Source organism: Lactobacillus sp. PV034, from assembly GCF_014522305.1.
Classification (GTDB): domain Bacteria; phylum Bacillota; class Bacilli; order Lactobacillales; family Lactobacillaceae; genus Lactobacillus.
Map to the genome: position 1 here is coordinate 190,491 of NZ_CP041982.1, position 23,926 is coordinate 214,416.

Annotated in this window: 25 protein-coding genes; 23 read left to right on the forward strand and 2 right to left on the reverse strand. The window is 29.5% G+C overall.

Going from position 1 to position 23,926, the window contains the following annotated elements; genetic code table 11:
* Position 1 precedes the first annotated feature (1 nt).
* From FP432_RS01050 to FP432_RS01100, 11 genes are all read left to right on the forward strand, one after another.
* Positions 2–754, forward strand: coding sequence for an ABC transporter permease (locus FP432_RS01050; protein WP_004896707.1), 753 nt, complete (start codon positions 2–4; stop codon positions 752–754).
* A complete protein-coding gene (locus tag FP432_RS01055) occupies positions 751–3,240 on the forward strand; it encodes a hypothetical protein (RefSeq protein ID WP_265488990.1) in 2,490 nt (829 codons plus the stop codon). The genes FP432_RS01050 and FP432_RS01055 overlap by 4 nt, the downstream gene beginning before the upstream one ends.
* Positions 3,233–4,285 carry a hypothetical protein gene (locus FP432_RS01060; protein WP_004896705.1) on the forward strand — a complete coding sequence of 351 codons (1,053 nt, stop codon included), beginning with the start codon at positions 3,233–3,235 and terminating at the stop codon, positions 4,283–4,285. Before FP432_RS01055 ends, FP432_RS01060 begins: the two co-directional genes overlap by 8 nt.
* Before the next feature lie 29 nt (positions 4,286–4,314).
* Positions 4,315–5,469, forward strand: coding sequence for a hypothetical protein (locus tag FP432_RS01065; protein WP_265488992.1), 1,155 nt, complete (start codon positions 4,315–4,317; stop codon positions 5,467–5,469).
* A 5-nt stretch (positions 5,470–5,474) separates the two neighbouring features.
* Positions 5,475–7,049: a YcaO-like family protein gene (locus tag FP432_RS01070; RefSeq protein ID WP_265488994.1), complete on the forward strand. Its 1,575-nt coding sequence runs from the start codon at positions 5,475–5,477 to the stop codon at positions 7,047–7,049.
* Entirely contained in the window at positions 7,024–8,337 is a 1,314-nt protein-coding gene (locus FP432_RS01075) for a hypothetical protein (protein ID WP_004896702.1), read from the forward strand. The genes FP432_RS01070 and FP432_RS01075 overlap by 26 nt, the downstream gene beginning before the upstream one ends.
* A 20-nt stretch (positions 8,338–8,357) precedes the next feature.
* A complete protein-coding gene (locus tag FP432_RS01080) occupies positions 8,358–9,182 on the forward strand; it encodes a thiopeptide-type bacteriocin biosynthesis protein (protein WP_265488996.1) in 825 nt (274 codons plus the stop codon).
* On the forward strand, positions 9,175–9,948 hold the full coding sequence (locus FP432_RS01085; protein ID WP_004896700.1) for a SagB/ThcOx family dehydrogenase: 774 nt from the start codon (positions 9,175–9,177) through the stop codon (positions 9,946–9,948). The genes FP432_RS01080 and FP432_RS01085 overlap by 8 nt, the downstream gene beginning before the upstream one ends.
* Positions 9,949–9,952: 4 nt before the next feature.
* A complete protein-coding gene (locus FP432_RS01090) occupies positions 9,953–10,837 on the forward strand; it encodes a hypothetical protein (protein WP_265488999.1) in 885 nt (294 codons plus the stop codon).
* Positions 10,838–10,847: 10 nt separating this feature from the next.
* Positions 10,848–11,273 (forward strand): hypothetical protein, encoded by a 426-nt coding sequence (locus tag FP432_RS01095; protein ID WP_004896698.1) that lies wholly within the window; start codon positions 10,848–10,850, stop codon positions 11,271–11,273.
* A gap of 266 nt (positions 11,274–11,539) precedes the next feature.
* Complete coding sequence (locus FP432_RS01100) at positions 11,540–12,151, forward strand: tyrosine-type recombinase/integrase (protein ID WP_004896697.1); 612 nt, start codon at positions 11,540–11,542, stop codon at positions 12,149–12,151.
* Between the two features lie 93 nt (positions 12,152–12,244).
* Here FP432_RS01100 and FP432_RS01105 read toward each other — a convergent pair whose 3' ends face one another.
* On the reverse strand, positions 12,245–13,042 hold the full coding sequence (locus FP432_RS01105; protein ID WP_004896696.1) for a hypothetical protein: 798 nt from the start codon (positions 13,040–13,042) through the stop codon (positions 12,245–12,247).
* Positions 13,043–13,416: 374 nt separating this feature from the next.
* Between FP432_RS01105 and FP432_RS01110 the strand changes: the two genes are divergently transcribed.
* From FP432_RS01110 to FP432_RS01120, 3 genes are all read left to right on the forward strand, one after another.
* Complete coding sequence (locus FP432_RS01110; protein ID WP_004896695.1) at positions 13,417–13,908, forward strand: hypothetical protein; 492 nt, start codon at positions 13,417–13,419, stop codon at positions 13,906–13,908.
* Positions 13,909–14,257: 349 nt separating this feature from the next.
* The gene (locus FP432_RS01115) at positions 14,258–14,848 is read left to right on the forward strand and encodes a type IV toxin-antitoxin system AbiEi family antitoxin domain-containing protein (RefSeq protein WP_004896694.1); all 591 of its coding nucleotides are present in this window, start codon (positions 14,258–14,260) and stop codon (positions 14,846–14,848) included.
* Positions 14,849–14,850: 2 nt separating this feature from the next.
* Entirely contained in the window at positions 14,851–15,792 is a 942-nt protein-coding gene (locus FP432_RS01120) for a nucleotidyl transferase AbiEii/AbiGii toxin family protein (protein ID WP_069169077.1), read from the forward strand.
* A 99-nt stretch (positions 15,793–15,891) separates the two neighbouring features.
* On the opposite strand, the gene FP432_RS01125 is transcribed toward FP432_RS01120, so the two are convergent.
* Positions 15,892–16,620 (reverse strand): hypothetical protein, encoded by a 729-nt coding sequence (locus FP432_RS01125; RefSeq protein ID WP_265489003.1) that lies wholly within the window; start codon positions 16,618–16,620, stop codon positions 15,892–15,894.
* Between FP432_RS01125 and FP432_RS01130 the strand changes: the two genes are divergently transcribed.
* From FP432_RS01130 to nusB, 9 genes are all read left to right on the forward strand, one after another.
* Positions 16,535–17,281 carry an AAA family ATPase gene (locus FP432_RS01130; RefSeq protein WP_265489573.1) on the forward strand — a complete coding sequence of 249 codons (747 nt, stop codon included), beginning with the start codon at positions 16,535–16,537 and terminating at the stop codon, positions 17,279–17,281. The two genes, FP432_RS01125 and FP432_RS01130, sit on opposite strands and share 86 nt — an antisense overlap.
* Positions 17,274–17,579, forward strand: a complete 306-nt coding sequence (locus FP432_RS01135) for a DUF5388 domain-containing protein (protein ID WP_004896683.1) — start codon at positions 17,274–17,276, stop codon at positions 17,577–17,579. The genes FP432_RS01130 and FP432_RS01135 overlap by 8 nt, the downstream gene beginning before the upstream one ends.
* Positions 17,580–17,851: 272 nt before the next feature.
* Positions 17,852–18,472 carry a DUF6037 family protein gene (locus tag FP432_RS01140; RefSeq protein WP_012846839.1) on the forward strand — a complete coding sequence of 207 codons (621 nt, stop codon included), beginning with the start codon at positions 17,852–17,854 and terminating at the stop codon, positions 18,470–18,472.
* A 547-nt stretch (positions 18,473–19,019) separates the two neighbouring features.
* Positions 19,020–19,859: a replication initiation protein gene (locus FP432_RS01145; protein ID WP_265489006.1), complete on the forward strand. Its 840-nt coding sequence runs from the start codon at positions 19,020–19,022 to the stop codon at positions 19,857–19,859.
* A gap of 122 nt (positions 19,860–19,981) precedes the next feature.
* Complete coding sequence (gene mmuM / locus FP432_RS01150) at positions 19,982–20,911, forward strand: homocysteine S-methyltransferase (RefSeq protein WP_265489008.1); 930 nt, start codon at positions 19,982–19,984, stop codon at positions 20,909–20,911.
* Positions 20,912–20,916: 5 nt separating this feature from the next.
* Entirely contained in the window at positions 20,917–22,335 is a 1,419-nt protein-coding gene (locus tag FP432_RS01155) for an amino acid permease (protein ID WP_265489010.1), read from the forward strand.
* A 134-nt stretch (positions 22,336–22,469) separates the two neighbouring features.
* Positions 22,470–23,039, forward strand: a complete 570-nt coding sequence (efp, locus tag FP432_RS01160; protein ID WP_265489012.1) for an elongation factor P — start codon at positions 22,470–22,472, stop codon at positions 23,037–23,039.
* Between the two features lie 24 nt (positions 23,040–23,063).
* On the forward strand, positions 23,064–23,495 hold the full coding sequence (locus tag FP432_RS01165) for an Asp23/Gls24 family envelope stress response protein (protein ID WP_265489013.1): 432 nt from the start codon (positions 23,064–23,066) through the stop codon (positions 23,493–23,495).
* The gene (gene nusB, locus FP432_RS01170; RefSeq protein WP_265489015.1) at positions 23,495–23,896 is read left to right on the forward strand and encodes a transcription antitermination factor NusB; all 402 of its coding nucleotides are present in this window, start codon (positions 23,495–23,497) and stop codon (positions 23,894–23,896) included. The genes FP432_RS01165 and nusB overlap by 1 nt, the downstream gene beginning before the upstream one ends.
* The last annotated feature ends 30 nt before the right edge of the window (positions 23,897–23,926 follow it).

Sequence of the window (23,926 nt, forward strand, 5' to 3'; positions counted from 1 at the left end):
CATGTTTTTAGAACAACTAAAAATAGAATTTAAAGTGTATTTACGCCAACCTTTATATTTAATATTTAGTGTTTTTATGCCACTAATAAGTTTTGCAATTTTTGGAAGTATATATGGACATATGAATTATGGAAATGTTGACTTCTTTTCTCAATATATACCCAGTTTTTGTGTAATAATTTTATTTTCATCCAGTGTATATAATGTTGGTAATCAAGTGGTTAGTGATAAAGAAAAAGGAATATATAAAAGACTGCGCGTCACACCTATTAAATTATGGAAGATTATTTTAGCCCTTGTATTGAAAGCAATGATTATTTCAATGATTTCATATATACTAATAATTTTGTTTGCAGTATTTTATTTTAAAATTTCAATGCCTAACTTAATTACATTCTCCGTGATATATGCTTTTGCAGTTATATATAGCCTAATACTGGGAGTAGGATTAGGAATAATTATTAATAGAATCAATACATATTCAGGGGTATTAATGATGATTTTTATTCCGTTGTTTATACTTTCAGATGCTATGATGCCGATATCAATTTTTCCAAAATGGATGCAAACACTTGCAAATTATAATCCACTGTATAGACTAAATATTTTTTTGAGATATTTTTGGAATACTGCTTCAAATATTTCAACGGAAAAGGTTCTTTTCTCTATTACTTATTTGAGTATTTTTATGGTGATATTTTTAATAATTGTTGGATACAGATGGAACCAAGGACAGTACAGGAGTTATAAATGAAAATAGAAATCCATCCGTTTACTCTTGAAAGAGAGAAACTACCCGATCATAATTTTCTAGATACACATACTAAAGTATCATTTGAAAAAGATATTTTAGTAAAGGAAGCTATAGCTAAAGAAGAAGGAAACAAACTTGCTGATCAGATTAGTAATTCTATATTTAGTAGAAATTCAAAGAAGAAAAAATTAATAAAAAAACTAAGAAATTTGGATTTAAATTTTGATTACGTTTCTACTTCGATAAATAAGGATATTAATTCAAGACTTAAAAAATTTCAAGATCAACTTGATAATATAAAGGAAGACAGAACTAGGTTATTGAATCAGATTGAATGTGACAACATCAGAACTAGACAAAGTCTTAAAAAACTATATTTGCATAATAAATCAATTTATAATTCTATTCAAATTATAAATCCAAACATTTATTCGAAATTAGATAAATATTTAAAATTGCCAGAAGAAAGCAAGAGCACCAGAAAACTTGAGCTAGTTCTGGCTCGGACAGCAAGCCATGCCTTAACAAAAACTAGTCCAATTGGTTTTTTAAATAAAACACATATCAAAAGTAACCGTAATATACGGATAAGCAGTAAAATTACGAATACTATTTTACCAAATAATGTATTTCTATTATATTTGTATGAATTTTTTTTACAACAAGATTGTATCCTTCCAAAAATTCAATTACGTAAAAATAGAAATTTTTATGTGAAAGATAATAATATATACCTTTTTGTTTTGAAAGATAATTTAATTAATAAAAAAACTTTTAAAACTAAAGATAGTTACATTAAAGTTAAAAGTAATTCGATGCTGCTTCATATTATAAATTCAAATAAAGAAATGTGGAATTTAAAGGATATAGAAAGAACTTTCAAATTAAATAAAGAAGAAGCATTAAATTTTGAAAAAGAGCTCTTAAAATATGGTTTTTTGATGATTGATGATTATTTTTGTGATGATTTAAATTCAATCGGTAATTTACTTCAAAAAATGGATCAGTATAAAGCAACATGGAACTCCACGATTTCCAACATTGTAAGTGAATTGGAGAAACTTAAATTACAATTCTCGCGTATTAATCGGGCTTACTCTTTAGAGTTACATAGAAAAATAATATCTACTTTTAACCGTATTTCTGCTATAGCAAATCTACCCTCATTTGACAAAAATTCTCTTTTATATATAGATAATGTTACATGTGATAAAGAACCATTTAATGGAATTCAAAAATACAAGAATGTTTTTGAAAATATAGTAAAACTTTATCCAATTTTTGACATTAATACTAGGATACAGGAAGAGTTATTGTTTGAGTTAAAGAAAAAGAATAAGAAAATAGACTATCCAATTGAAACTCCATGGCTATTTAATATGGTAGGAAATCTTAATCTTAAATTTCAATCATATTGGACTAATCCTAATCAATTGTTTAAATGTAAAAGTAATGTTAATCAAAAGTTAGAAATCTTAAAATTGAGATTTTTTGATTACATATTTAATTATGATTTAGATGAAACTCAGACTATCCAAATAACCCCTGAATTTTTGAAAAATCTTTATAGTGAGATCCCCTATCATTTAAAAAATAAGTCAGCTTCATATACTTTCTTTTATCAACTTGAAGATAAAAATATTGTAGTAAATAAGATTTATCCAGGATATCAAAGTTTTTATAACCGATTTTTACGTTATACTGATATTCCTAAAAAACAAAAGCGAGAACTTGATAATTACTATAAAATTCTATCAACAGAGTTAGTGGATATAAATGAAACAGTCGGATTTAATGCAAACGCCTTTGTCCCGATATTAGATGGAAGACTTATATTTGATATCACCAGAGATAAGGCATTAAATAAAAAATATAAAAAAATCTACAATTTTCACGATCTCTTCTTAGTAGAAAAAAACGGTGAGTTTTTCTTAAAAGCGAAAACAGGAAAAGTAATAAAGCCCGTAATAGGTACTAGCTTAATTAGGATATTATATCCTGGTAAGATTGCATTTTATTCATCTCTTTTTTCTAATATTTCTTTGATTAGTGATTTAGCTTGTCTATTTTTTAAAGATATCAAAAATAAAAAAATTATAAAAGCACCTCGTATAGTATATGAAAATATGATTCTGTCTAGAAAAATGATGTTGGTAGATACCAATATTTTTAAAAAAATTTTTTCTAAACAAAATGAATTGGAAATGTTTACCTATATTTCAGAGATTTTGACTAAAAATAAAATTCCTACTAAGTTTTTTTATCAAAGTAAGAAACGCAGAAGTGAAACTATAACCAGTATTTCTCAAGAATTTTCCAAACCTCAATATTTTGATTTAGAGAATGCTATGTTAGTAAAAGTATTTATAAATTCTCTTCGAACTAACAGTTATGTTTTGATTTCAGAGTTATATCCTGAAAATATAAAGTCTTCTGAATATATTACTGAATGGAATCTAAAGGCAGAAGGTGATATTTGTGATTGACCATTATAAAGTCTTCCTAAATGTATCTAGTCACAGTAAAAATAAATTTATTTGTAAGTATTTAATTCCATTTCTTAGAAAAAACGTAAAGAGTGATTATTGGATTGAGCGTCATGTTGAAATTTTACCGGTGATTGACATTTATGTGATAAGAAAAAGATCATATAAAAATGAATTTCCTTACTTAAAATCATTTAAAATATTACTCAATGATTTTAAGGAATCCTTAACTCTATCTGATCGTATGCCAAACAACGTTTATATTAATAGAAAAAATGATATTAGAAAAATGAATAGGCTGAAGAGAATCCATAGATTACCTCAAAATTTTTCTATCATGGCTGAATGTATTAGTTTTGTTAAGAGAAAAGGAGAATACACATATGCTGAAGAACCAATGATATATAATGATACATTTAGATTGTCAGAAAGATTATATGAAGATACATATCTATATCTTTATAACCATCCTCAACAAGAGATGCTTTTTATATTTGGTTTATTTTATTTTTCAGCAAAGAATTTAGATAAAACTGGTATTGGATTAGGATACAGATCGTACCAATCACATGTTTTAGGCTTTTTAAGCTATAAAAAAGAAAATATGGACGGATATAAAAATTATTTTGAGGAGTACTATAAAGTAAATCATGCAATTCTTTTATCTTTTTATAAACTGATAAAAAATATGAATTCAGCATTAACTGATGATATTGAGTTATTAGCCTTAATAAGGCGATGGAAAAATGTACTGGATAAAACCTATGAAAAATTATTTTATGTTCAAAGAGATATTACTCTATCACTTGTACATGCAATTAGAAGAGAAATAGCACAAGCTAAATTTAGAGGATATTCTCAGTTTCATAAAGTCGTTTTCGATAAGAGACATAAATCTATGTTTAGTACAAAGGAATTTTGTGCATATAGGATGCTAGTAAACTTTACATATTTAATTTTACCAAATTTGGGTTTAAGTTCTAGAAAACGAGTTCAGGGTGGCTATATCTTAGTTAAAATTATGCAGGAAACTGAGGATAAGTGATTATGAAGAGGCTCTATTATCGTGGAAATGTGTTTTTAGCAAAAGATAAGAACTATACAGTTTTACGTATTGATAAAAAAGTATTTAAAATTCCTAAAGATAAATTTTTGTATGAAGATATTCTTTCAATTTTGACATCTTTGTCTACACCCAAAGATATAAGTCAAATTGATTCTTGTCAGTTATATCTTATTAAGTTTTTGCTTAAAGTAGGAGCACTAGTTTATGATGAAATGCCTACTGAACTAAATTACATACAAGAATATTTTCTCCATAATTATAGTAATCCCAGTACAGTTTATAAAAAATGGATTAATACTGAGGTATGTGTTTTAGGTAAAGGATTAAATTCTTCTGTTTTTGAAGATAAAAAAAAGTTTTTTATGAGCGCAGAATATGGGTTAGGTAAGAAGATCTTTGTAATATATGGAAATACGAAATCTGAACTAAAGAAAAATCTTAGAGTTGCACGCAAATGCATAGACGACGGCGATATAATTCTTGTGTCTCCCATTTGGGTAGAAAATGGAACTGTAGCAATAAGCTTTTATAACAGTTATAAGCATGCCAAGCAGTATGTAGAATCATTAAATTCAAAAAACACTTTTATGATGAATCATCTTAAAGAAAAAGTCATCATGAATTATATTTTCCTATTAGCTATGGATAGTCTTAGTGATCGACATAAGTTTAAGAATTTTTTTCTGATAAAAGACGACTTAGAAATTAGAAATATCTCATTTACTCATTTTACAAAGAGAAATTTTATATTTAGAAATAAAAAAATAGATATTGATAAAGTATTTACCACTTCTGAGAGCATAAATCATTTATTAGTTGCTAGCAATTTGATTGGAGAATTTAAGTTAAAAACTCACTACGATGATCCAAAAATTGGAAATTGTTCGTTATCTTTTAAGAGTTCCAACAAACTTTTGTTAAATTCACAAATAGAAGGCAAAAATCTAGAACAAACAATAAAAAAAGAAGTCATATCTGTTTTAAAAAAATACTTTAAATCCTATGACTATGAAGTAGATGTTTTTAAATACTTTAAATCCTATGACTATGAAGTAGATGTTTTTATAGGAAAAGAGTCATTGCAAGAGAAGAACACTATAACTTCCGAATGGCTAATTTGGCCTGAAATGGAAGATTCTGGTGTTTTTATAAGAAAGAAATAATTATTATGTATGTGATTAATAATTTAGACAGAGAACTACTTTCAGCTAATAATCAAGATATTACTTATTTAAGGCAACAATATAAATTAAATCATAGGAGTAATGAAACGTGGATTAATGAGTGTGGAAAAGTAGAACAAAAACTTTTAAATGATTATACAAATTTTTTAGAAGGGAATACTGATAGCTTCGCGAGAGAATTTAATAATCTTACCTTGGAATGTAGAAAAATTAAAGCTGTTAATAAATCAAAAAACTCTAGTAAGATGATAATCAATGGAAAATTTCTACATAATTCCTGGAGAATAAAGGAAAATTTTAATTTTAAGAATTTAAAGATTAATTTTTATGATTATGATTATGGAATTATAACAAAGATTTACAAAGATTTGTATTCGAAAAAAATAGCTTTTGTTGGTGCAGAATTTATTGTAGATGAGCAAATAATTACGGCATATGGGAGAAACACTAGTTTTGATAAAGCAGAATCAGATTGTTTTTTAGAACTATTAGAGAGACATGCAATGTATGGTTTGCAAAAAAATAGCAAAAGTATGACTTATAGGCTAAATAAAAAGATATGTGTTAATCCAGCTGATTTTCTTTTTTACGTTGAGAAAAATTCTAAAGAACGGATAGATTATGATAGTAAAGCAACCATCACATGGATAGAAGGCTTTGATTATAAAACTAAGAGAAAAATTTGGATTCCAAAACAATTTATTGACCTAAGTTTACCGGATGAACCATATTTTACGGTACCTAATTCTTCTGGAGTTGCACTAGGATCTAGTTTGTATGAATCTCGCTTATATGCATTGATGGAATTAATTGAACGAGATGCTTTTTTAACGTTTTGGCAAAAAGATGTGTGTCTTAGAGAAATACATTTAAAGTCTCTCCCCAAAGACATAAGAGAAAGAATAAAGGATATAGAAACGAAAAATGCTACTCTACACCTATATGATATGACGTTTGATATAAAAGTACCTACTGTTCTTGCGTTAATTATTTCTAATACTGGTCCTGTCTACCAATTTATTTCTACTGCTACTCATCCTGATCCACTCGAAGCAATTTCTAAAGCTATAAATGAATGTATAGTAGGGTTTAATGTATATCAACATAACCGAGCAGTAGCTTCTAATAAATATAAAAGTGTAGATGATGTAAAAACATTATTTGATCACGTATGTTTTGCTTCAAAGCGTAGTTTCCGAAAAAATTATTCTAGTATTCTAAATGATGTAAAAAGTGACTGGAGAGCAATTTATAACAATAAAGCAGTAGAGGTATTAAAAAAATATGATAATCCTAAAGATTTACTTGATTATATTGTTAATACATACCTTACTGATTATCAAATTTATTTTGTTGATATTACGGATAATTTGGCAAAGAGTTTTGGTCTGGCTGTCTCGAAAGTATTAATTCCCAGTTTTTCAAATATTAAATTTGGGTATGCAAATAGAACAGCATCAGTGGAAAGACTAGATTTTGCTTTGGAACATTCTTATTATCGAAATAGTTCTAAATTACGAAAAGGTGAGTTTATTGACCGAGTCCATCCTTACGCTTAATCAAAAATATCAAGAACGATATATAAAGAAAAGATATGAGTTATTTAGGGAAGAAATTCTGCCAACCAATAGCAACTTGATTACATATGTTAATGAAGAAAAATATTATTTAAAATCAGGAACATTATTTGCACAGTTATTTGTTAAACTGTTTTCCCTTAACTGGATGTCTGTAGAAAATCCATATGTATTCCATACTCTGTCTCCATCCGCTAGGGGGAAAAATTCTAATCGGATTATTTTAGAATACAAAGGATCATTGTTTGAATTTCACCTGAGCGGGAATTTTTTTAGATTAATTGTAGGAAAAGTACCAAAAAGCAATGATTTAGATATTGATTTAAAGGTAGCAAACATTTATTTAGTAGGAGATATTAATAATATCGGCCATATTTATGGCTCTTTCGGTTGGACCTTATCCTTATTAGATGCAGGCCATCAAATTGAACATTGCAGACAATTATCTATGCTCTACAAATTTAACGTTAGAATTAAACTATTTCCACAATATGAAATGAGTTCCCTGTGTTCTATTTACAATCAAAAAGAACTTTTTCCTATTGTAAAGTTATATTTTTCTTCAAAAAAGAACAGTCTTTTTCCGATAGAAAGTAAAATCACTTGTAAACAAAAATTGCAAATGGAACCAAGTGGAGTTTTTGATGAAATATTGACTTATTTTATGCATTATTCTGGGAAAGAAATAACTTTAGAAAAAACGATGTTTTCTCGTTTTTCCTTTAATCAAATTCATAGGCGCATGTCGGATCAATCTAATCAAGGATTATCATTTTTCCCATACTATATTAAAAGAAATGATTTAGTATCATTGGCTAAAATGGTAAAAGAACTGCTCCATTCTTTCAATCAAGAAATTGACATATATATTATCTCTAAAATTTCACCATTCAATAAAGAAAAATGGATAATTAATAAACATAGCATTCAGAGAGAGCCTGTTGATATATCCTTTAACCGAGTAATTCATGATTCACTCGACTTTTTGAATCCTCAAGAAGCAGCATTAGTAGTCTGGGCTTCAGTAAATAAAAGAAAATCCCATAGCGATTCTATGAGTGATTGTGGGGAGTCTTTAATAGAAGCGGCCCGTTGTTTACACTGTATAAGTTTATTTTTTTCCGATTATGATAGGGAATTTAGAGTTCGTACTTTGAAAAATATTAATGAATTATTTTTTGAAAAAGTAGTATCACAGAATAAGAATTTGGCATTGTATATGCTTATTGGCGGAAAGTCAATGAATACACAAATGCAGATACCTATTTAGCATTGTGGAGGAACAAGAATATGTGGAAAGCAATATATTTTTATTTACACAGCGTACAACAGCAGGAAGCATTTTTAAGAGAAGCTAGCTATCTTCTAGAACACTACAATAATAAATGGTTTTTTATTAAATATTGGTATGGAGGTCCGCACCTTAGATTTAGATTTTTGAATCCTAGTGATGAATTTTTGAACAGCTTTGATAAACTAGCAGCTGATTTTTCTCATCAATCGGTAGCTCCTATTATTTCTCCAACTGTATATTATTCAAATATAAACTTTTCTAATGAAGGAATTGTTCCAAATAACTTGCCATGGCATAAGCATGGTACATGGTTTTATACAGAATATCAACCAGAATTTGAAAGATATGGTACTGGCACAGCTTTAGAACTTTCTGAGAACTTTTTCTTCGTATCAAGCAAACTAGCACTAAAAATAATTAAACTTTCGGATAATTTTTCTTTATCTAAACGTATTGCAATAGCTTCCATAGTAATGAAAGAATTACTAAAAATAACAGATTGTTGGAAAGAATCCTTTTTAAAGCAATATTCAGACTACTGGAAGAGTTATGACAATTTAAATGAATTATCAAAAAAGAATGTATATCTTATTACAAAAAAGTCAATTGGGATTCCTAATATTTTAGAAATTAAAGATTTTACTGATGAAATTAGCATTATATGGTCTGAGTTGTTAAAGGTTTTATCTTTTTCTGAAGCTCAATATGTATTAAGTTCTCAAATTCATATGAATAACAACCGTATATCTGTGACCCCTGAGTTTGAATATATAATTGCTAAATCATTGTCTAAATTAATCATGAGGAAAACGTATGAATAGTAAGAAATGGAAAAAAATTAGTTCTTCCTTTAGAGATTGGAATTCGATCAAAGAATTTCATGCAGGGTCAATGCATCTTATTTCAAATTTATCGGCTAATGGCATTAAAAGTATCGATCCTGAGATAAAGGATAAAGTAGGCGACATAAAATTAAAAAGATTTGGTGATATCCAGAATAATAAAACGCTTTCACTTAATGAGATATTACTTAAAAGGCGCACCAGTTGGAATTTTAAGTTTAATCTTGATTACAAGAAATTTTCAAATATACTATTAGATTCTTTTGCTCAAACAGACTCAATCATATTTAAAGGTCAAAAAGTTAACCTGAGAGCTTATCCTTCTGCCGGCGCTCTATATTCGGTAGATGTATATATATGGACTCAACATTTGGGATCTAACATGGAACAAAAGATTTGGAAATTACAGTTATCAAACAATTCATTGATTTTTATAAAAAAGGCCGCACTAGCAGAGATAGAAGAACTAACGTCTACTACTAAATTTAATGTACAAACTTTTAAAAAAGCTAATGTAGTTTTCTTTTTTGTTTCTAATTTAAAACTTTTATTTAAAAAATATGGTAGACTCGCATATCGATTAGCATTTTTAGAAAGTGGACACATGTGTGAGAATTTATATTTAAATTCTACTAAATATGATTTATCCATGGTTGCACTAGGAGGATTTTATGACCATCTTGTCGAAGATACTTTGAAGCTAACTGATGACCAAATTTGTACTTACATGGCAGCAATAGGGTGATTAAATGACAAATTATTATGTAGTCAATAAAGAACTATGTTTACTCCGAGAAAATAACATCATAAAATTTTATAATTTGATAAATGATACAGTTATAGACGCAATTTCTATATCTAATACTAAATTAATATCATTTTTTTTGTCTCTTAATTATCCTCAATCAGTTAAGAGCAATCCACTTCTTAAGCAATTTATTTCATCAACTTTATTTAAGAAAAAACTAGGCAAATACTTTACTAACTACAGTACAACAATCTTAAAAAAAGAAAATCATTTTTATAAGCTATTGTATAATTTTACATCCAATTTCAATCAAGCATTTGAACTGACGGAAGGAGGATTGTTATGCTTGGTTAAAAAGGCCATTCTTTTTACTAAAGTATATTTGGTCGATGCAGAGAATTCATTAATAATTGATGGACTAAATATTAAAAGCATAAGTATTGATGAAGCAATAGAACTGGCCCTCAAGCATCTACATACTGAAAGCTTTAGATATGAATTATATATTATAGTTCCAAATTCTTCTCATAAATCTAAATTAAAAAAATTAGAAGCAATATTCAGTACTAATCGTGTTACTAGAGTCTACGTCCAAGAAAATAGATACTATTTAAAAATAGGCCCTTGTCTTGTTGGCAATGATTATGGGTGCTTCTTTTGTAGAGAAAACTATCTAGATAACTCGAATCCTTCTCTAGATAATAATCTCTTAAATGCATTGTTAAGCGAGGAAATTCCTAAACTTTTTCCTTTACTTCTTGAAAGTACAATAAAGAACTATACGATTTCAGGGGGTAAAATATTTAAATTATATAAGTTCAATTTAAGTGCGGAAGAAGAAGAATACCTAAATAATCAAAAGTGTAGTATCCATAAATTAAAATAGGAGAAAACCAATGAATGCTATAGTTCATATAAAATTAAATTTGATAATTAGTACTATTGTGGGCTTATTAGTAGCATTATTTTTTATATTTTTACCTAATATTGCTAGTATTTTACCTGCTAGGATTAGTAATACTCTAAATAATATCTATAATTTGAAGAGTTGGTCTCAGCTTATACCATTGTATATAGTCATTTTCTTTGTTGGACTAGCAAAAAACATATCTTCTCTGTATTCTAATAATAAAATGATTTTATTAATTTTATTATTGTTGGATATTGTTCAAATAATGTTGTTTTTATTCTTATTTTTAGACACTCCTTTTTTTAATAAGAATTATTTATATATTTCAAAATCAAGTCAATTTATTTTTATCTTTGCATTTTCTATAGTGTTTGGATTTGAGATAATTGGAGATTTAATTAGATTACTGTAAGTTTTAATTTTATATAGAAACAGCTAGTGTTATTTGTAGATAATGACACTAGCTATTTTTATATAAAATATTGATATATCGCCATTTTCGTAAATATATAAAGTAATAGTGTTATAATTATAAAATAGCATAAAATGATACTATGACTAAAATGAAGATGGTTAATGCTGAGAGGAGCATTCTACGACCTTTAAAATTTATTTAGGTTAATAGTTAATCATTTGTGATGCTTAAATACAATTATCAGCATGGAGATAAAATAGCATATGAGACAGATAGTTAAGCCAATCAAAGATTCTTGGGTTTTGCGCTCAGTTCAGGAATCTCTTTTAAAAGATTTCGATCTGGGATGCAGAAACTATACTATTTTTCAGACGGGTAAGGCTACCTTGCTTAGAGTTAGTGATGTACTACGATTAAAGAAGTCAGATGTATATGATGAGCGGGGGCGGGTTAAGAAAAACGCCTATATAATAGATAAGAAAACTAAAAAGCCAAATACCTTATATCTTAATCCGATTAGGCAAGATTTAGAAACTTACTACGATTGGCTTGAAAAGTGGCAAAAAGAAAATCCCACTCAAACTGTCTTTTACAGTCCTTGGTTATTTCCTTCTTTTAAGCGTCCTGAGAAGCACATTGATGAGCGGCGTTATTATATGATTATGTATAAAGTAGGGAAGAAGTTAAATATCGATTATCTTGGTACTCACACCATGAGAAAAACCGGTGCCTATCGTGTTTATGAACAAACTAACCATAATATTGCATTAGTAATGAAGCTGTTAAATCACTCATCTGAAGACATGACCCTAGCATATTTAGGACTAGATCAAGAAACCCGAGAACACATTCTAGATACAATTGATTTTGGATAGGAAAAGATGCTAAGCATGTTAACTTAGCATCTTTTATTTTAAGATAATTAGACTATAGACTAATTTAGTCTTAGCACTATGTAGTATTAATGATTAACTATTTGTATTTCGCGTGTCTCCTACTCTTGCTTCATATTCGTACTTAATTTCTTCAAATTTTTTTGAAAAATCAATAATTTTATATTTAACATTTATGCCATTTATTTGTCTTTGCACTAAATAAAATACAGGAGTAGTAAGCATTTGATCTTTGACAAATAAATATTCGTTTGACTGATCAATTATTAAGTATCTTATTTCTTTAACATTAATCTCTTTCCTCACATAATCAGTTTGAATAACATATGCCCCGGTTGCATAAAATATGGTCCAAATAGTATAAATTCCATTTGCAGTCATGAAGAGCCAATATAATAGAGAGAACTCATATTCATCAATTACTGGATGAAATAATACCGAATAAATATAAGCTCGTTTACCAATTGCCAAAATAATAGCAACATATATAATCCACCCTTGATGAATAAATATCCATGATAATTTCATTAGCCTTTTAACAGCACGAACTAAAGAAAAGCCATGTGTAGTACCATCTATATATTCAGAATTACTATTTAAAAATGAAAGCCAATTTTCATTTACACATACCGCTAACCCGGAAGCTATTAAGATAGGTAAGAAAATAATCCAGATACTGAGTGATCCATAAAGTAGCTGCCCAATATGATACAAAATATTTCCAATATCTATATTATTCCAGTAAAACAGATTGAATTTTTTATTAGGTAGATAAATTATTAAAATGATCTCTAAAATAAAAATATAATTGAAAATAGGAATATTCATTTTACGAAAGTACTTCTTTATAATATCGTAAAGTTCTTTAAGCATTGTTTTCTCCTTTTTATATAATTAATATAGGTTTTAATTTACATTTTTCTTCATTGTAATAGGCACACCAATGGAGTTCAGAACACTTGAGTATTTTAAAGCTCCCAGTAGTGGAGGGCTTGGCTACTTCGAGACGGTACGGAAGACGGCTTTAGCCGGCTGAAGCGTCGAGAATAGACTTGCCCGCAACGGAAGGGAGCTTTTATCAAATTTTAGAATAAAAGAATAATCTAGTATAGTAATGCTAGCATTATTTTATCTCGCTATCTCTTTACCACTTAAGCTTTCATTAAGCCCGAGCTAATAAATTAAGTTATCAATCTTAGATAATATAAAATAAAGGTAAGGTACTATCATAGATATAGAGGCATGCAATGAAAGCACACGAAAAAGAATTTTTATCTAATATTGAAGATCTTAAAAATACATTTAATACGATTAAGAATGACCCATCTTTTATTTATAATCCCGATAAACCAGACGGGGCACATTTAATAAATATTCGTTCAGTTGGAGAAGAAATGGTAGAGCATACTGAAATTCTGAATGCAATTATTGTTCCTGAATGGGCATTTAACGCTGAATTCTTTGATGAAAAACATGAAACTGCTAAAATTCAGTTTGAAAATTATTATGCTGATAAAAATGAAAGTCTGCCTCAAAATATGTGGCAGACTCCTGTAAAATTTGTATATGATTATTGTACTTACGATTATACAATTGGTAGTTTTTCTGAAAATTTAGATAATTATTCAGAGAAGTTTATTAGTTATGATGAAGCATTAGAAAAATTCCAAGTTTATCAAGAAAAAATGATTGAAATGAATAAGTTGATTGCGCAGGCTAAGAAAAAAAGAAAATCTTAGTCTTAATTAATCTTGAATATAAAGAAACGACAAATCTAGTCTAAAGATTTGTCGTTTTTTTGCTTACTTTTACATTTCTCCATTAAACGATATTACTTTGGCATAATAAACTAAATCTCTATAAAGGCGGTGATTATTTTGACGATTACAATTAACATAGATCCTTTTTTGGTCATTCTTTTAGTGTTAATACTATTATAATCTTGTCTCTTATTATTACTTCATGGTTATTACTTAGAAATCGTTTTAGCATAGCGAAAAAATTAAATTTTAAAACGCAAATTTATCTATATTATACCCCATTTAGTAATACTATGGGGTATAATATAGATAAATAAGGAGGGACACTATGGCTAATATTATTACTTTAAACAAGTTGCTAAAAGAAAATAACTATATCGCGTCTAGAAAACAACTTTCAGAAAAGAATTTCTCTGGTCAACAAATCAAAAAATATCTTAAAGATAATGTATTAGTTTTGCTAGATAAAGGAATTTATGGAAGTGCTAGTCATTTAGGAGATACATTTTATACTACTCAACTAAGATTACAAAAGGGAATAATTTCGCTTAATTCCGCTCTCTATTTATATGGGCTTAGTGATCGCCTTCCAGATAAAATAGACTTTACTTTCCCTAGAGGATACAAAAATCCTAAATTAAGAAAAGAGATTGTGGCGCATCAGCAATTACCTAATCTTTATAAATTAGGAATTGTCACCATTAAAACACCACAAGGAAATGAGGTTAGAGCTTATTCTTTAGATAGGACTATGGCCGAAATTCTGAGACCACAATATCATGTAGACCCAGAAATAATAAATAGTGCGTTTAAGCAATATTTAAATGGAGCAAATAAGAATATTGCTAAGTTAATGTATTTTGCTAAAATTTTTAAAACCACTAAGAAAGTTATGAACTATGTAGAGGTATTACTATAAATATGAATGATAATTTTAGAAGCTTTACTAATAATCAACAAATGATTGCTCATATGCGTAAATTAGCTAAAGAAAGTAAAACTACAACAGAAGTAATTCTGGAGGAATATACTTTAGATGATTTTGTTCAACGAATTGCAAAATCAAAGTATAGAAATAACTTAATTCTAAAAGGCGGCTTTCTTTTATCAAGTCTAATGGGAATAAATAATAGAACCACCGAAGATATTGATACTGATATTAAAGGAAAGGATCTATCTCTTCCTGAAGTAACGAAAATGGTTGATGAAATTTGTGAAATTATTCCAGTTAAAAATGATCCTATTACTATTGAACGTGTAGGCAAAATTGAAAAATTGCATGAAGGAGCAAGATATGTTGGATATAGAGTTCATTTACTTGGTACTCTATACGACAAATCCAGGGCCAATATTAAGATTGATGTCTCTACAGGAGATGTAATAACCCCAAAAGAAATAAAATATACGTATAAATCTTTAATTGACGGCACTCCGATAGAAATAGCTGCATATAATAATGAAACTATTATTGCTCAAAAATTGGAAACAGTATTTAGTCGCAGTATCGCAAATACCCGAATGAAAGACTTTTACGACTTATACATGTTGAATAATCTTAGAAAATTGACGGGATACCAACAACTAAAATTAGATTTACCTTTAACCAAACAGGCTTTAATTAATACTGCTATGTCACGAAAGAGTTATGATGAAATTTTCGAAAAATTAGATGACAATCAATTTTTGTGGCAATTTACATTCAGCGAAATAGAAAGTAATGCTGCTATGAAAAAGAAGTGGGAAAATTACACTCATGAAAAAGCGTATGCTGAAAATATTGAATTTCAAGATACTTTAATAGCAATTAAAGAACTAATGACTGAACTATTTTCAGAAAACTTAACTGTAAAAAGATATAAGTAAGTAATATTTAAAATTATAAGATAAAGAAAACACTGATAATCATCATTAAATAAATGTTGATATATCAGTGTTTTTTCTTTATATAAATTTCAATTTAAATTAAAACTTACTTCCTAGACTTTTATTATTGGCTTTTTTTGCTTCAAATTCATTTTTAATTTCATCAAACTTGCTGGAATAATCTAAAATTTTATAATTATCGGATAGGTTATCTACCTTTTCTACCAAATAAAATATAGGAGATTTTAAAATTTGATTTTTAATAAATGCATATTCATTTTCTTGATCAATTATAAAATAAGAAGATGCATTAATATCAATATAAGTCCCAATATAGTTCGTAGGAACAGTAAATGATCCTAAAGAATAAATAATGGTCCAAATCAAATAAATACTATTAATTGCCATATACAGCCAATATAGTAAAAAGTTATTATCACCAAAATTCGCATTCGAATTTGTAAGTGTGTAATACAGCGAATCTTTTTGCCCACTAGCCAAAATAATGGCAAGATAAATAATCCATCCTTTATGAATAAATTCCCATAATAGCTGGACTATATTTCTAATCACAGTAGCTAAAGAAAATCCACGAGTTGTGCCGTCGATATATTCAGTACTATATTCAAGAAACCATAACCAATCCTTGGTATATATCAACGTTAAAAGTCCTACAAAAGCTAAAATTATTAGAATAATATTAATACTGTGATCATACAGGTAGTAACCAAAATTATACAAAATATTTCCAACATCTGAATTATCAAAAAGAGGAGCAAATACTCTTCTTTTAGATTTAGATCCGCAAGCGAATGCCACAAACATCATGCTTAAAACTAAAGCAAACCTAACGGATAAAATCGATCAATTTGATTTATCCTTAATGGCTGCTATCCAAAACAAGGATTTATCAAAGGCCTTAGTTAATATTACAAGTAATTTAGACTTGATAGGATCATCGGCAGATTTTTCCTTATTTCCACGAGTAATGGAAAAACAATTTTCAAAGTATATTGATCGGGTCAAATATTTGAATGAATTACTATCTCCAATTACTAAAAATTATGATTATGTGATTATTGATGTTCCGCCTACGATTAGTTTAATTACTGACGCTGCTCTTTATGCCAGCGATTGGTGCGTAATTGTCATGCAAACACAACAACAAGCTTTAGATGGGGCTAGTGCATTTATTCAATATATGCAGCAAGAAGTAATCGATACCTATAAAGCACCTAGTTTGGACTTAGTAGGAATTTTACCTGTACTAATCCAACCCGGAGCTCCTGTTGATAATTTGACCTTGCAAAACGCAGAAGAAGAGTTTGGCCAAGATAATATTTTGCCAACTTCAATTCATCAAATGCAGCGTTTAAAGCGCTATGGGGTAACCGGGATTACCAATGATAGTCGCTATGATGAAAAGGTATTTGAAGTTTATAAGCAAGTTGTGAATGATATTTTGAATAGGATTAAAGCAAATGAGTAATTTAATTAACAGTAACAAGCGTAAAATTAACGTAAAGCCAAAGCATGAAGTTTCAATTAATGAAATTGAGGGTAATGACAATAAGAAGACGTTTAACGTAAATATCAAAATTGACAATACAGTTAGAAATAGTCTGATAGCAATTTCTAATTTAGGAGTTGCTCCAAATCAAAAAGAAGCTGTTGCATATTTAGTTCAACAATTCCGTGATAATTTAGATGCAGACAATCAACGCTTATTTGATTTACAAGTTGATGTGTTAAATAAAAAAGATGCTAAATTACATGAAAACAATTAGTATTTTGTAGTGCTGTAGTATTAAGACTAGAGGATAATTGAATAGGTTAGTGGTACCATTACTTTATCTTTGAAGCCCCATTTTGGGGCTTTTTATTTATTATAAAAAGTACGATATGCTGGTTTAAAATTTTTTACTCCGTAATTTAAAATGAAACTATAATCAAAACTCTAGTAGAAGAAATGGATTTTGAATTTTACACAAAATTTTTATAATTAGCTGTAATAGAATAAATTAAATTATTCAACTGATTACGAAAGAGAGGAAAATAAATGGGTAATTTAGATCACCTTAAGTTATTAAGAACTGATATGGAAGCTAAGGGGTGGACCATTTCTAGTTTTATTTTTGTCTATAAAAATATTAAATATGTCGTTCTCGTTAAACTATTTGTAGGTCCAATAAAAAAAGTTAATCCATATGCATTGGTTCAATTGGAATTTATGAAATACAACAATATCCAAGACAATTATGTAGTAGAAGCTCATAGTAATGGTCTACTTGATGATATTAAATCTATCAGAAAATACTTTGGAATTGCCTACAAGCTAAATATGGGGCAATTGATGAAGCAATTTGCTCAAACTCTTAATAGTGCAGTTCCCACTCAAGTTCCAAATACAAATAGCTATGATAAAACTCAACTTGCATGTTTAAACTCCTCTTTAAGCCGATCCGATTCAGAAGATCCGACTAAAATTTATTGCTACGGTACAATAATGAATCCAGTGGGGAAACAACGATCACCATTTAATTCAGATAAAACTAAATTAAACAGACTTGCATTATTTGAAGAATTGGGCGTCGATCCTAGACGTAGTTTTTGTTATTCAAATGATCCTCAAAAAGAAAAATCTGATGCTGAAATTATTGCAAGTATAAATAAACCATAGATGTTTTGAGATTAAGAAGTAGATAACTTTCAAAAATGTAGCTTCTTAGTCTCTTTTTTATGGGTAAAGAAATTAATACTTAATTACAATAATTCAAGTTTTGAACAATTTATGTTCTAAATTTATTTTTTTCTTTGAAAATGACATTCCTTTAATACCTTTAATACTAATATACCTTTATATATAATCCTTTAATTACCTTTAATTACCTTTAGCACATTCGTAAGCCCTTGAGCCATCTGCATTTGCTCTATATAAGGAACACCCAAAAGGGAGTAAGGAACACCCAAAAGGGAGTAAAAATACTAAAAGGAACACCAAAAGGGGAGGTTTATAACACCCAAAAGGGAGTGGATAACTTATTTAAGGTTAAAAACACTATATATAGATGACCACGTTTATCTTAAATACAAAATATAGTGAAAATACCCAATAAAGGACACCCAAAAGGGAAAACAAAAATTATCTTCTTTATTTAGAACACCAAATTGCATTGATATGGTGTTTCTTTTATAATTAATAAAAAAGATAATTAGGATGGTTTGTGATGTCTGAAGAACTTAATCTCATTGAAATTAGTGACGAAGATCAAAATAAGAAATTGAGTACCATTGTCAAGATGGATAATGATCTGCTAGTAAAAGGATTTCCTAATTTTTCCAAAAAGTGGACGCCCTTTGATATTGACTGGTGGAATATCATTGATTCTCAGGTTCTCGATCAAAAAGATAATCTAATCAAAATTCCAATTTCTAAAGTAAAAGAATTAATGTATTTTAGAAAACATATAACAAATGATGAATTTATCAAAAAATCGAATGATACATTGAAGAAATTTATGACTATTCAGGCCAGCTTGGAACAAGAAGATGGGGACAAAAAGATATATATGAATGTTAATATCTTTAGCCAATCTTATATCGATACTGATTACAATGCTTGGATTAGAGTTTCACCACAGGCAACAAAGTATTTCAATAATTTATCGCAATGGACGAGATTTGCCTTAGAACAAGCCACTCGACTTCATACCTCATATTCAAAGAAGTTGTTTATGTATTTAAAGCAATGGCGTACGGTAGGCAAAAAGACATTTACCTTAGAGGAATTTAGAAATGCCCTTGATGTACCTAAGAGCTATCGTCCCGGAAGTATTGACCAAAAAATACTCAATCCGACAGCAGAATATTTAGCGCCGTACTTTATGAATTTTCGAATTACTAAGAATTATTCTAAGGGAATTCGAGGAAGAAAATTAATTGGTTATACCTTTACTTTTAGACCGGAATCTAAAACGCAAAAAGATGTGGGTTATAATAAGCGCATTGAAGAAATTACTCATCTGTATTCAATTATGACGAACACTTTCTTAAAAGTCGCAAGGTAATTCTCATTAGAGAGCTACTTACTAAGGTTATTTATGTAAATAAATAATAAATTAAGGTGGTAACACGAAGCACTCGTCCTTATTGGATGAGTGCTTTTTTGTTTGAAATAGGAGGTATCGTGATGACAATTTTTGAAGAAGCTAAAAAAGGTTTAGTGCTTGATGGAGCAATGGCTGATGAGTTACAAAGACAAGGAACAAATTTAAATAGTAAACTTTGGACCGCAGCTGCCCTGATTGATCAAGAAGAAAAAGTTTATCAAGCTCATTTAAATTATTTCAAAGCAGGTGCCAATCTTGTAATCACTGATACTTATCAGGCTAATGTTCCCGCTTTTATAAAAGCAGGCTACAGTCAAAAACAAGCAGCAAGCTTTATTAAACAGGCGGTTAAAATTGCTAAACAGGCAAGAGATGATTATGAAAAACAAACAGGTATCCATAATTATGTAGTAGGTACTGTGGGACCATATGGTGCTTACTTGGCCGATGGTAATGAATATCGAGGAGATTATGAATTAAGTAAGCAAGAATATTTGGATTTTCATTTACCAAGATTAAAGTTAATTTTATCTGAGGAGCCAGATTTAATTGCAGTTGAAACACAGCCTAAATTAGATGAGACGCTCGTTTTACTTGATTGGTTAACTCAAAATGCACCAAAAGTACCAGTCTATGTAAGCTTTACTTTGAAAAATGAAACGACAATTAGTGATGGAACTTCTTTAGCTCAGGCAGCTCAAGTAGTAGATAACTATGATCAAGTGATTGGAATTGGGATTAATTGTGTGGCTCCAAATTTGGTGACGCCAGCTTTGGAATTGTTAAATAAAAATACAACAAAGCCTTTAATTGTCTATCCTAACCAAGGAGCAAGTTATAATCCAGAAATTAAAGAGTGGGAAGAAGTTAAAGAGAACTTTGATTTTTCGAAATTGACTAAAATTTGGTATGAAAAAGGTGCACGTTTGATTGGGGGATGTTGCACTACGGGTCCCAAAGAAGTTAACCAGATAAGTACAACCTTGAATGAACTTAAAGAAAGAAGGTAAATAAAATGAAGCATGAAACGCACTTAAAAAGAAAGATGAGTACACGCCATATTCAAATGATTTCTTTAGGCGGAGTAATTGGTACAGGGCTATTTTTAAGTTCGGGCTATACCATCCATGAAGCCGGTCCTTTAGGTACAGTCCTAGCTTATGGCGTAGGAGCATTAATAGTTTTTGCAGTAATGCTTTGCTTGGGAGAATTATCAGTAGCAATGCCTTATACAGGTGCCTTTCATGTTTATGCTAAAAAGCTTATTAGTCCTTCTGCAGGATTTGTGGTGGCTATCTTATATTGGTTAACATGGACAATTGCATTAGGCTCAGAATTTACTGCTGTGGGGCTAATTATGCAGAAATGGTTCCCTAACACTCCCGTTTGGATTTGGAGCTTAGTATGTATGGTGGTAATTTTTTTGAGTAATTTCTTTTCAGTTAAAGGATTTGCCGAAAGTGAATTTTGGCTTGCGGCAGTAAAAGTATTGGCAATTGTTGCTTTTATTATTTTAGGAGGAGCAGCAATTATTGGATTGTTACCAGTGGGTGGACAAACTCATGCACCAGGATTAGCTAACTTCTGTAAAAATGGTTGGTTTCCTAATGGATGGGGTGGCGTATTTACAACCATGTTAACTGTTAACTTTGCCTTCTCAGGAACAGAATTAATTGGTGTAACTGCAGGCGAAGCAAAAGATCCCAATAAAGCTATTCCACAAGCAATTAAGACAACATTATGGCGATTATTAGTATTTTTTATTGGTAGTATTGTCGTCATGGCTGCTTTAATACCTTATAAAGTAGCAGGGGTTACAGAAAGTCCTTTTGTTTACGTGTTGGATGAAATTCACGTTCCATTTGCGGCTAATATTATGAACTTTGTCATTTTAACTGCAATTATTTCGGCGGCAAATTCGGGCCTTTATGCTTCAACTAGAATGCTCTGGTCACTTGGAAATGAAAAGACTTTACCTGCAATTTTTACTAAAACAAATAGGGCAGGCGTTCCTGTTGTCGCTTTACTAGCCAGTATGTGTGGTGGAGTTCTAGCTTTAATTTCCAGTAAAGTAGCTGCAAGTACAGTTTATTTAGTGTTAGTATCAATTTCTGGTTTAGCAGTTGTTTTTGTATGGATGGCAATTGCTTGGTGTGAATTGAAGTTTAGAAAAGAGTATCTTAAAGCAGGGCACCAGGTTAGCGATTTAAAATATCACACTCCTTGGTATCCCGTAGTTCCTTATTTTGCTTTCTTTGCTAGTTTAATTTCTTGTATTTTAATTTGGTTTGACCCAAGTCAAAGAGTTGCTTTGTATTATACAGTGCCTTTTGTGGCAATTTGCTGGACATTACATTGGTATTGGTACAATAAGAAACAAGAAAATGAAAAGTCGATCGGTAAGAGAGAGGAACAGGGAGATTTTGTTAAATAACTTGCACATTTGCTATACTAAATAGCGGTTACTATTTTTTAAAGCTAAATTTAATTTTATTTTTAATGGTTTAAGTTGCTAAAAATAGAGCAAGATTGGTAATATAATATTAGATAGAAATGAGGTAATTTAACATGACAATGATCTCCGTTAATGAGTTCAAAAACGGACTTACTATTCAATACAATAATGATTTATGGCGTATCGTTGAATTCCAACACGTTAAGCCAGGAAAAGGTAGTGCTTTTGTACGTTCAAAGCTTAAGAGTTTGAGAACTGGTGCTGTTCAAGAATATACTTTCCGTTCAACTGCTAAAGTTGATACTGCTGATATTCAAACTAAGGGTATGCAATACCTTTACAATGATGGTTCAAGTTATGTATTTATGGATAACAATACTTATGAACAACTTGAAATTCCAAATTCTCAAATTGAAGAAGAAGCAAAATACTTAAAGGAAAATATGCAAGTTAATGTTATTACTCATGAAGGCGAAACTTTAGGTATTGAATTACCAAATACTGTTGACTTAGAAGTTGCAGAAACTGAACCTAATATTAAGGGTGATACTTCTTCTGGTGGTGGTAAACCAGCAACTATGGAAACTGGTTTAGTAGTTAACGTACCATTCTTTATTAACCAAGGTGATATTTTAACTATTAACACTGCTGATGGTACTTACGTATCTCGTGCAAACAAGTAATTGATTATATTTTCGAGGTAAATTATGGCTGATAATTCAACAATTCTTTTATCAAGCAATGACAACGGCGACGAAACTAGAGTTGATTTGAGTGTTCTTGAAGTCATTTTAGGCATTGCCGCTAAAAAAGTTGATGGTGTAAATGAAATGCGCGGTTCTTTGCGCAGTGGATTAAATTCACTTTTTGGTCATTCAAATCGTGGTAAGGGTGTTTCCTTATCAGTGGAGGATAACCAATTAACAGCTGATATTTATGTTTACTTAGACTATGGCGTTAATGTTCCTAAGGTAGCTGTTCAACTTCAAAAAAATCTTGTTGCTCAGTTACAACAAATGACTGATTTGGATCTTAAAGCTGTAAATATTCATGTTGTAGGTCTTGTATCAGAAGATGATAAGGTTGAAGATTCTGAAGCACTATTTTCCTCAAATGAAGATAGCGAGGCCGATAAATAATGAATCAACATGAAATGCGACGCATAGCCTTGCAAGCACTCTATTTAGCAAATCAAGAACCAGAATTAAATTATAATGATATAGTTGGTCGCACAACTAAGGCTCTTGATTTAAAGGCTTTTCCTGAATTATCAGGAAGCCTTTTAAAGGGTATTTTAGAGCAAAAACCTGAATTAGATGAAGAAATAGGTAATTATTTAAAATCAGGTTGGCGTATTGAAAGATTGGCTCAAATTGATCGTGCAATTTTAGAATTAGGATTGTATGAAATAAAGAATAGTGATCAAATTGATCCAGTTGCTGCTTTAGATGAAGCTTTAAATCTTGGCGAAGAATTTTCTTCAGAGAAGTCAAAGGCATTTATTAATGGTGTCTTAGGGAACTTTATTGAAGAAAAATAACTTAAGTCGGCTGAAAAGTCGGCTTTTTTT

Excerpts from the sequence above, each read along its gene's own strand:
- FP432_RS01050 (WP_004896707.1), top strand. The coding sequence starts at position 2 with ATGTTTTTAGAACAACTAAAAATAGAATTTAAAGTGTATTTACGCCAA.
- FP432_RS01055 (WP_265488990.1), top strand. The coding sequence starts at position 751 with ATGAAAATAGAAATCCATCCGTTTACTCTTGAAAGAGAGAAACTACCC.
- FP432_RS01070 (WP_265488994.1), top strand. The coding sequence starts at position 5,475 with ATGTATGTGATTAATAATTTAGACAGAGAACTACTTTCAGCTAATAAT.
- FP432_RS01080 (WP_265488996.1), top strand. The coding sequence starts at position 8,358 with ATGTGGAAAGCAATATATTTTTATTTACACAGCGTACAACAGCAGGAA.
- FP432_RS01085 (WP_004896700.1), top strand. The coding sequence starts at position 9,175 with ATGAATAGTAAGAAATGGAAAAAAATTAGTTCTTCCTTTAGAGATTGG.
- FP432_RS01090 (WP_265488999.1), top strand. The coding sequence starts at position 9,953 with ATGACAAATTATTATGTAGTCAATAAAGAACTATGTTTACTCCGAGAA.
- FP432_RS01095 (WP_004896698.1), top strand. The coding sequence starts at position 10,848 with ATGAATGCTATAGTTCATATAAAATTAAATTTGATAATTAGTACTATT.
- FP432_RS01100 (WP_004896697.1), top strand. The coding sequence starts at position 11,540 with ATGAGACAGATAGTTAAGCCAATCAAAGATTCTTGGGTTTTGCGCTCA.
- FP432_RS01105 (WP_004896696.1), bottom strand. The coding sequence starts at position 13,042 with ATGCTTAAAGAACTTTACGATATTATAAAGAAGTACTTTCGTAAAATG.
- FP432_RS01110 (WP_004896695.1), top strand. The coding sequence starts at position 13,417 with ATGAAAGCACACGAAAAAGAATTTTTATCTAATATTGAAGATCTTAAA.
- FP432_RS01115 (WP_004896694.1), top strand. The coding sequence starts at position 14,258 with ATGGCTAATATTATTACTTTAAACAAGTTGCTAAAAGAAAATAACTAT.
- FP432_RS01120 (WP_069169077.1), top strand. The coding sequence starts at position 14,851 with ATGAATGATAATTTTAGAAGCTTTACTAATAATCAACAAATGATTGCT.
- FP432_RS01125 (WP_265489003.1), bottom strand. The coding sequence starts at position 16,620 with ATGATGTTTGTGGCATTCGCTTGCGGATCTAAATCTAAAAGAAGAGTA.
- FP432_RS01135 (WP_004896683.1), top strand. The coding sequence starts at position 17,274 with ATGAGTAATTTAATTAACAGTAACAAGCGTAAAATTAACGTAAAGCCA.
- FP432_RS01140 (WP_012846839.1), top strand. The coding sequence starts at position 17,852 with ATGGGTAATTTAGATCACCTTAAGTTATTAAGAACTGATATGGAAGCT.
- FP432_RS01145 (WP_265489006.1), top strand. The coding sequence starts at position 19,020 with ATGTCTGAAGAACTTAATCTCATTGAAATTAGTGACGAAGATCAAAAT.
- mmuM (WP_265489008.1), top strand. The coding sequence starts at position 19,982 with ATGACAATTTTTGAAGAAGCTAAAAAAGGTTTAGTGCTTGATGGAGCA.
- FP432_RS01155 (WP_265489010.1), top strand. The coding sequence starts at position 20,917 with ATGAAGCATGAAACGCACTTAAAAAGAAAGATGAGTACACGCCATATT.
- efp (WP_265489012.1), top strand. The coding sequence starts at position 22,470 with ATGACAATGATCTCCGTTAATGAGTTCAAAAACGGACTTACTATTCAA.
- FP432_RS01165 (WP_265489013.1), top strand. The coding sequence starts at position 23,064 with ATGGCTGATAATTCAACAATTCTTTTATCAAGCAATGACAACGGCGAC.
- nusB (WP_265489015.1), top strand. The coding sequence starts at position 23,495 with ATGAATCAACATGAAATGCGACGCATAGCCTTGCAAGCACTCTATTTA.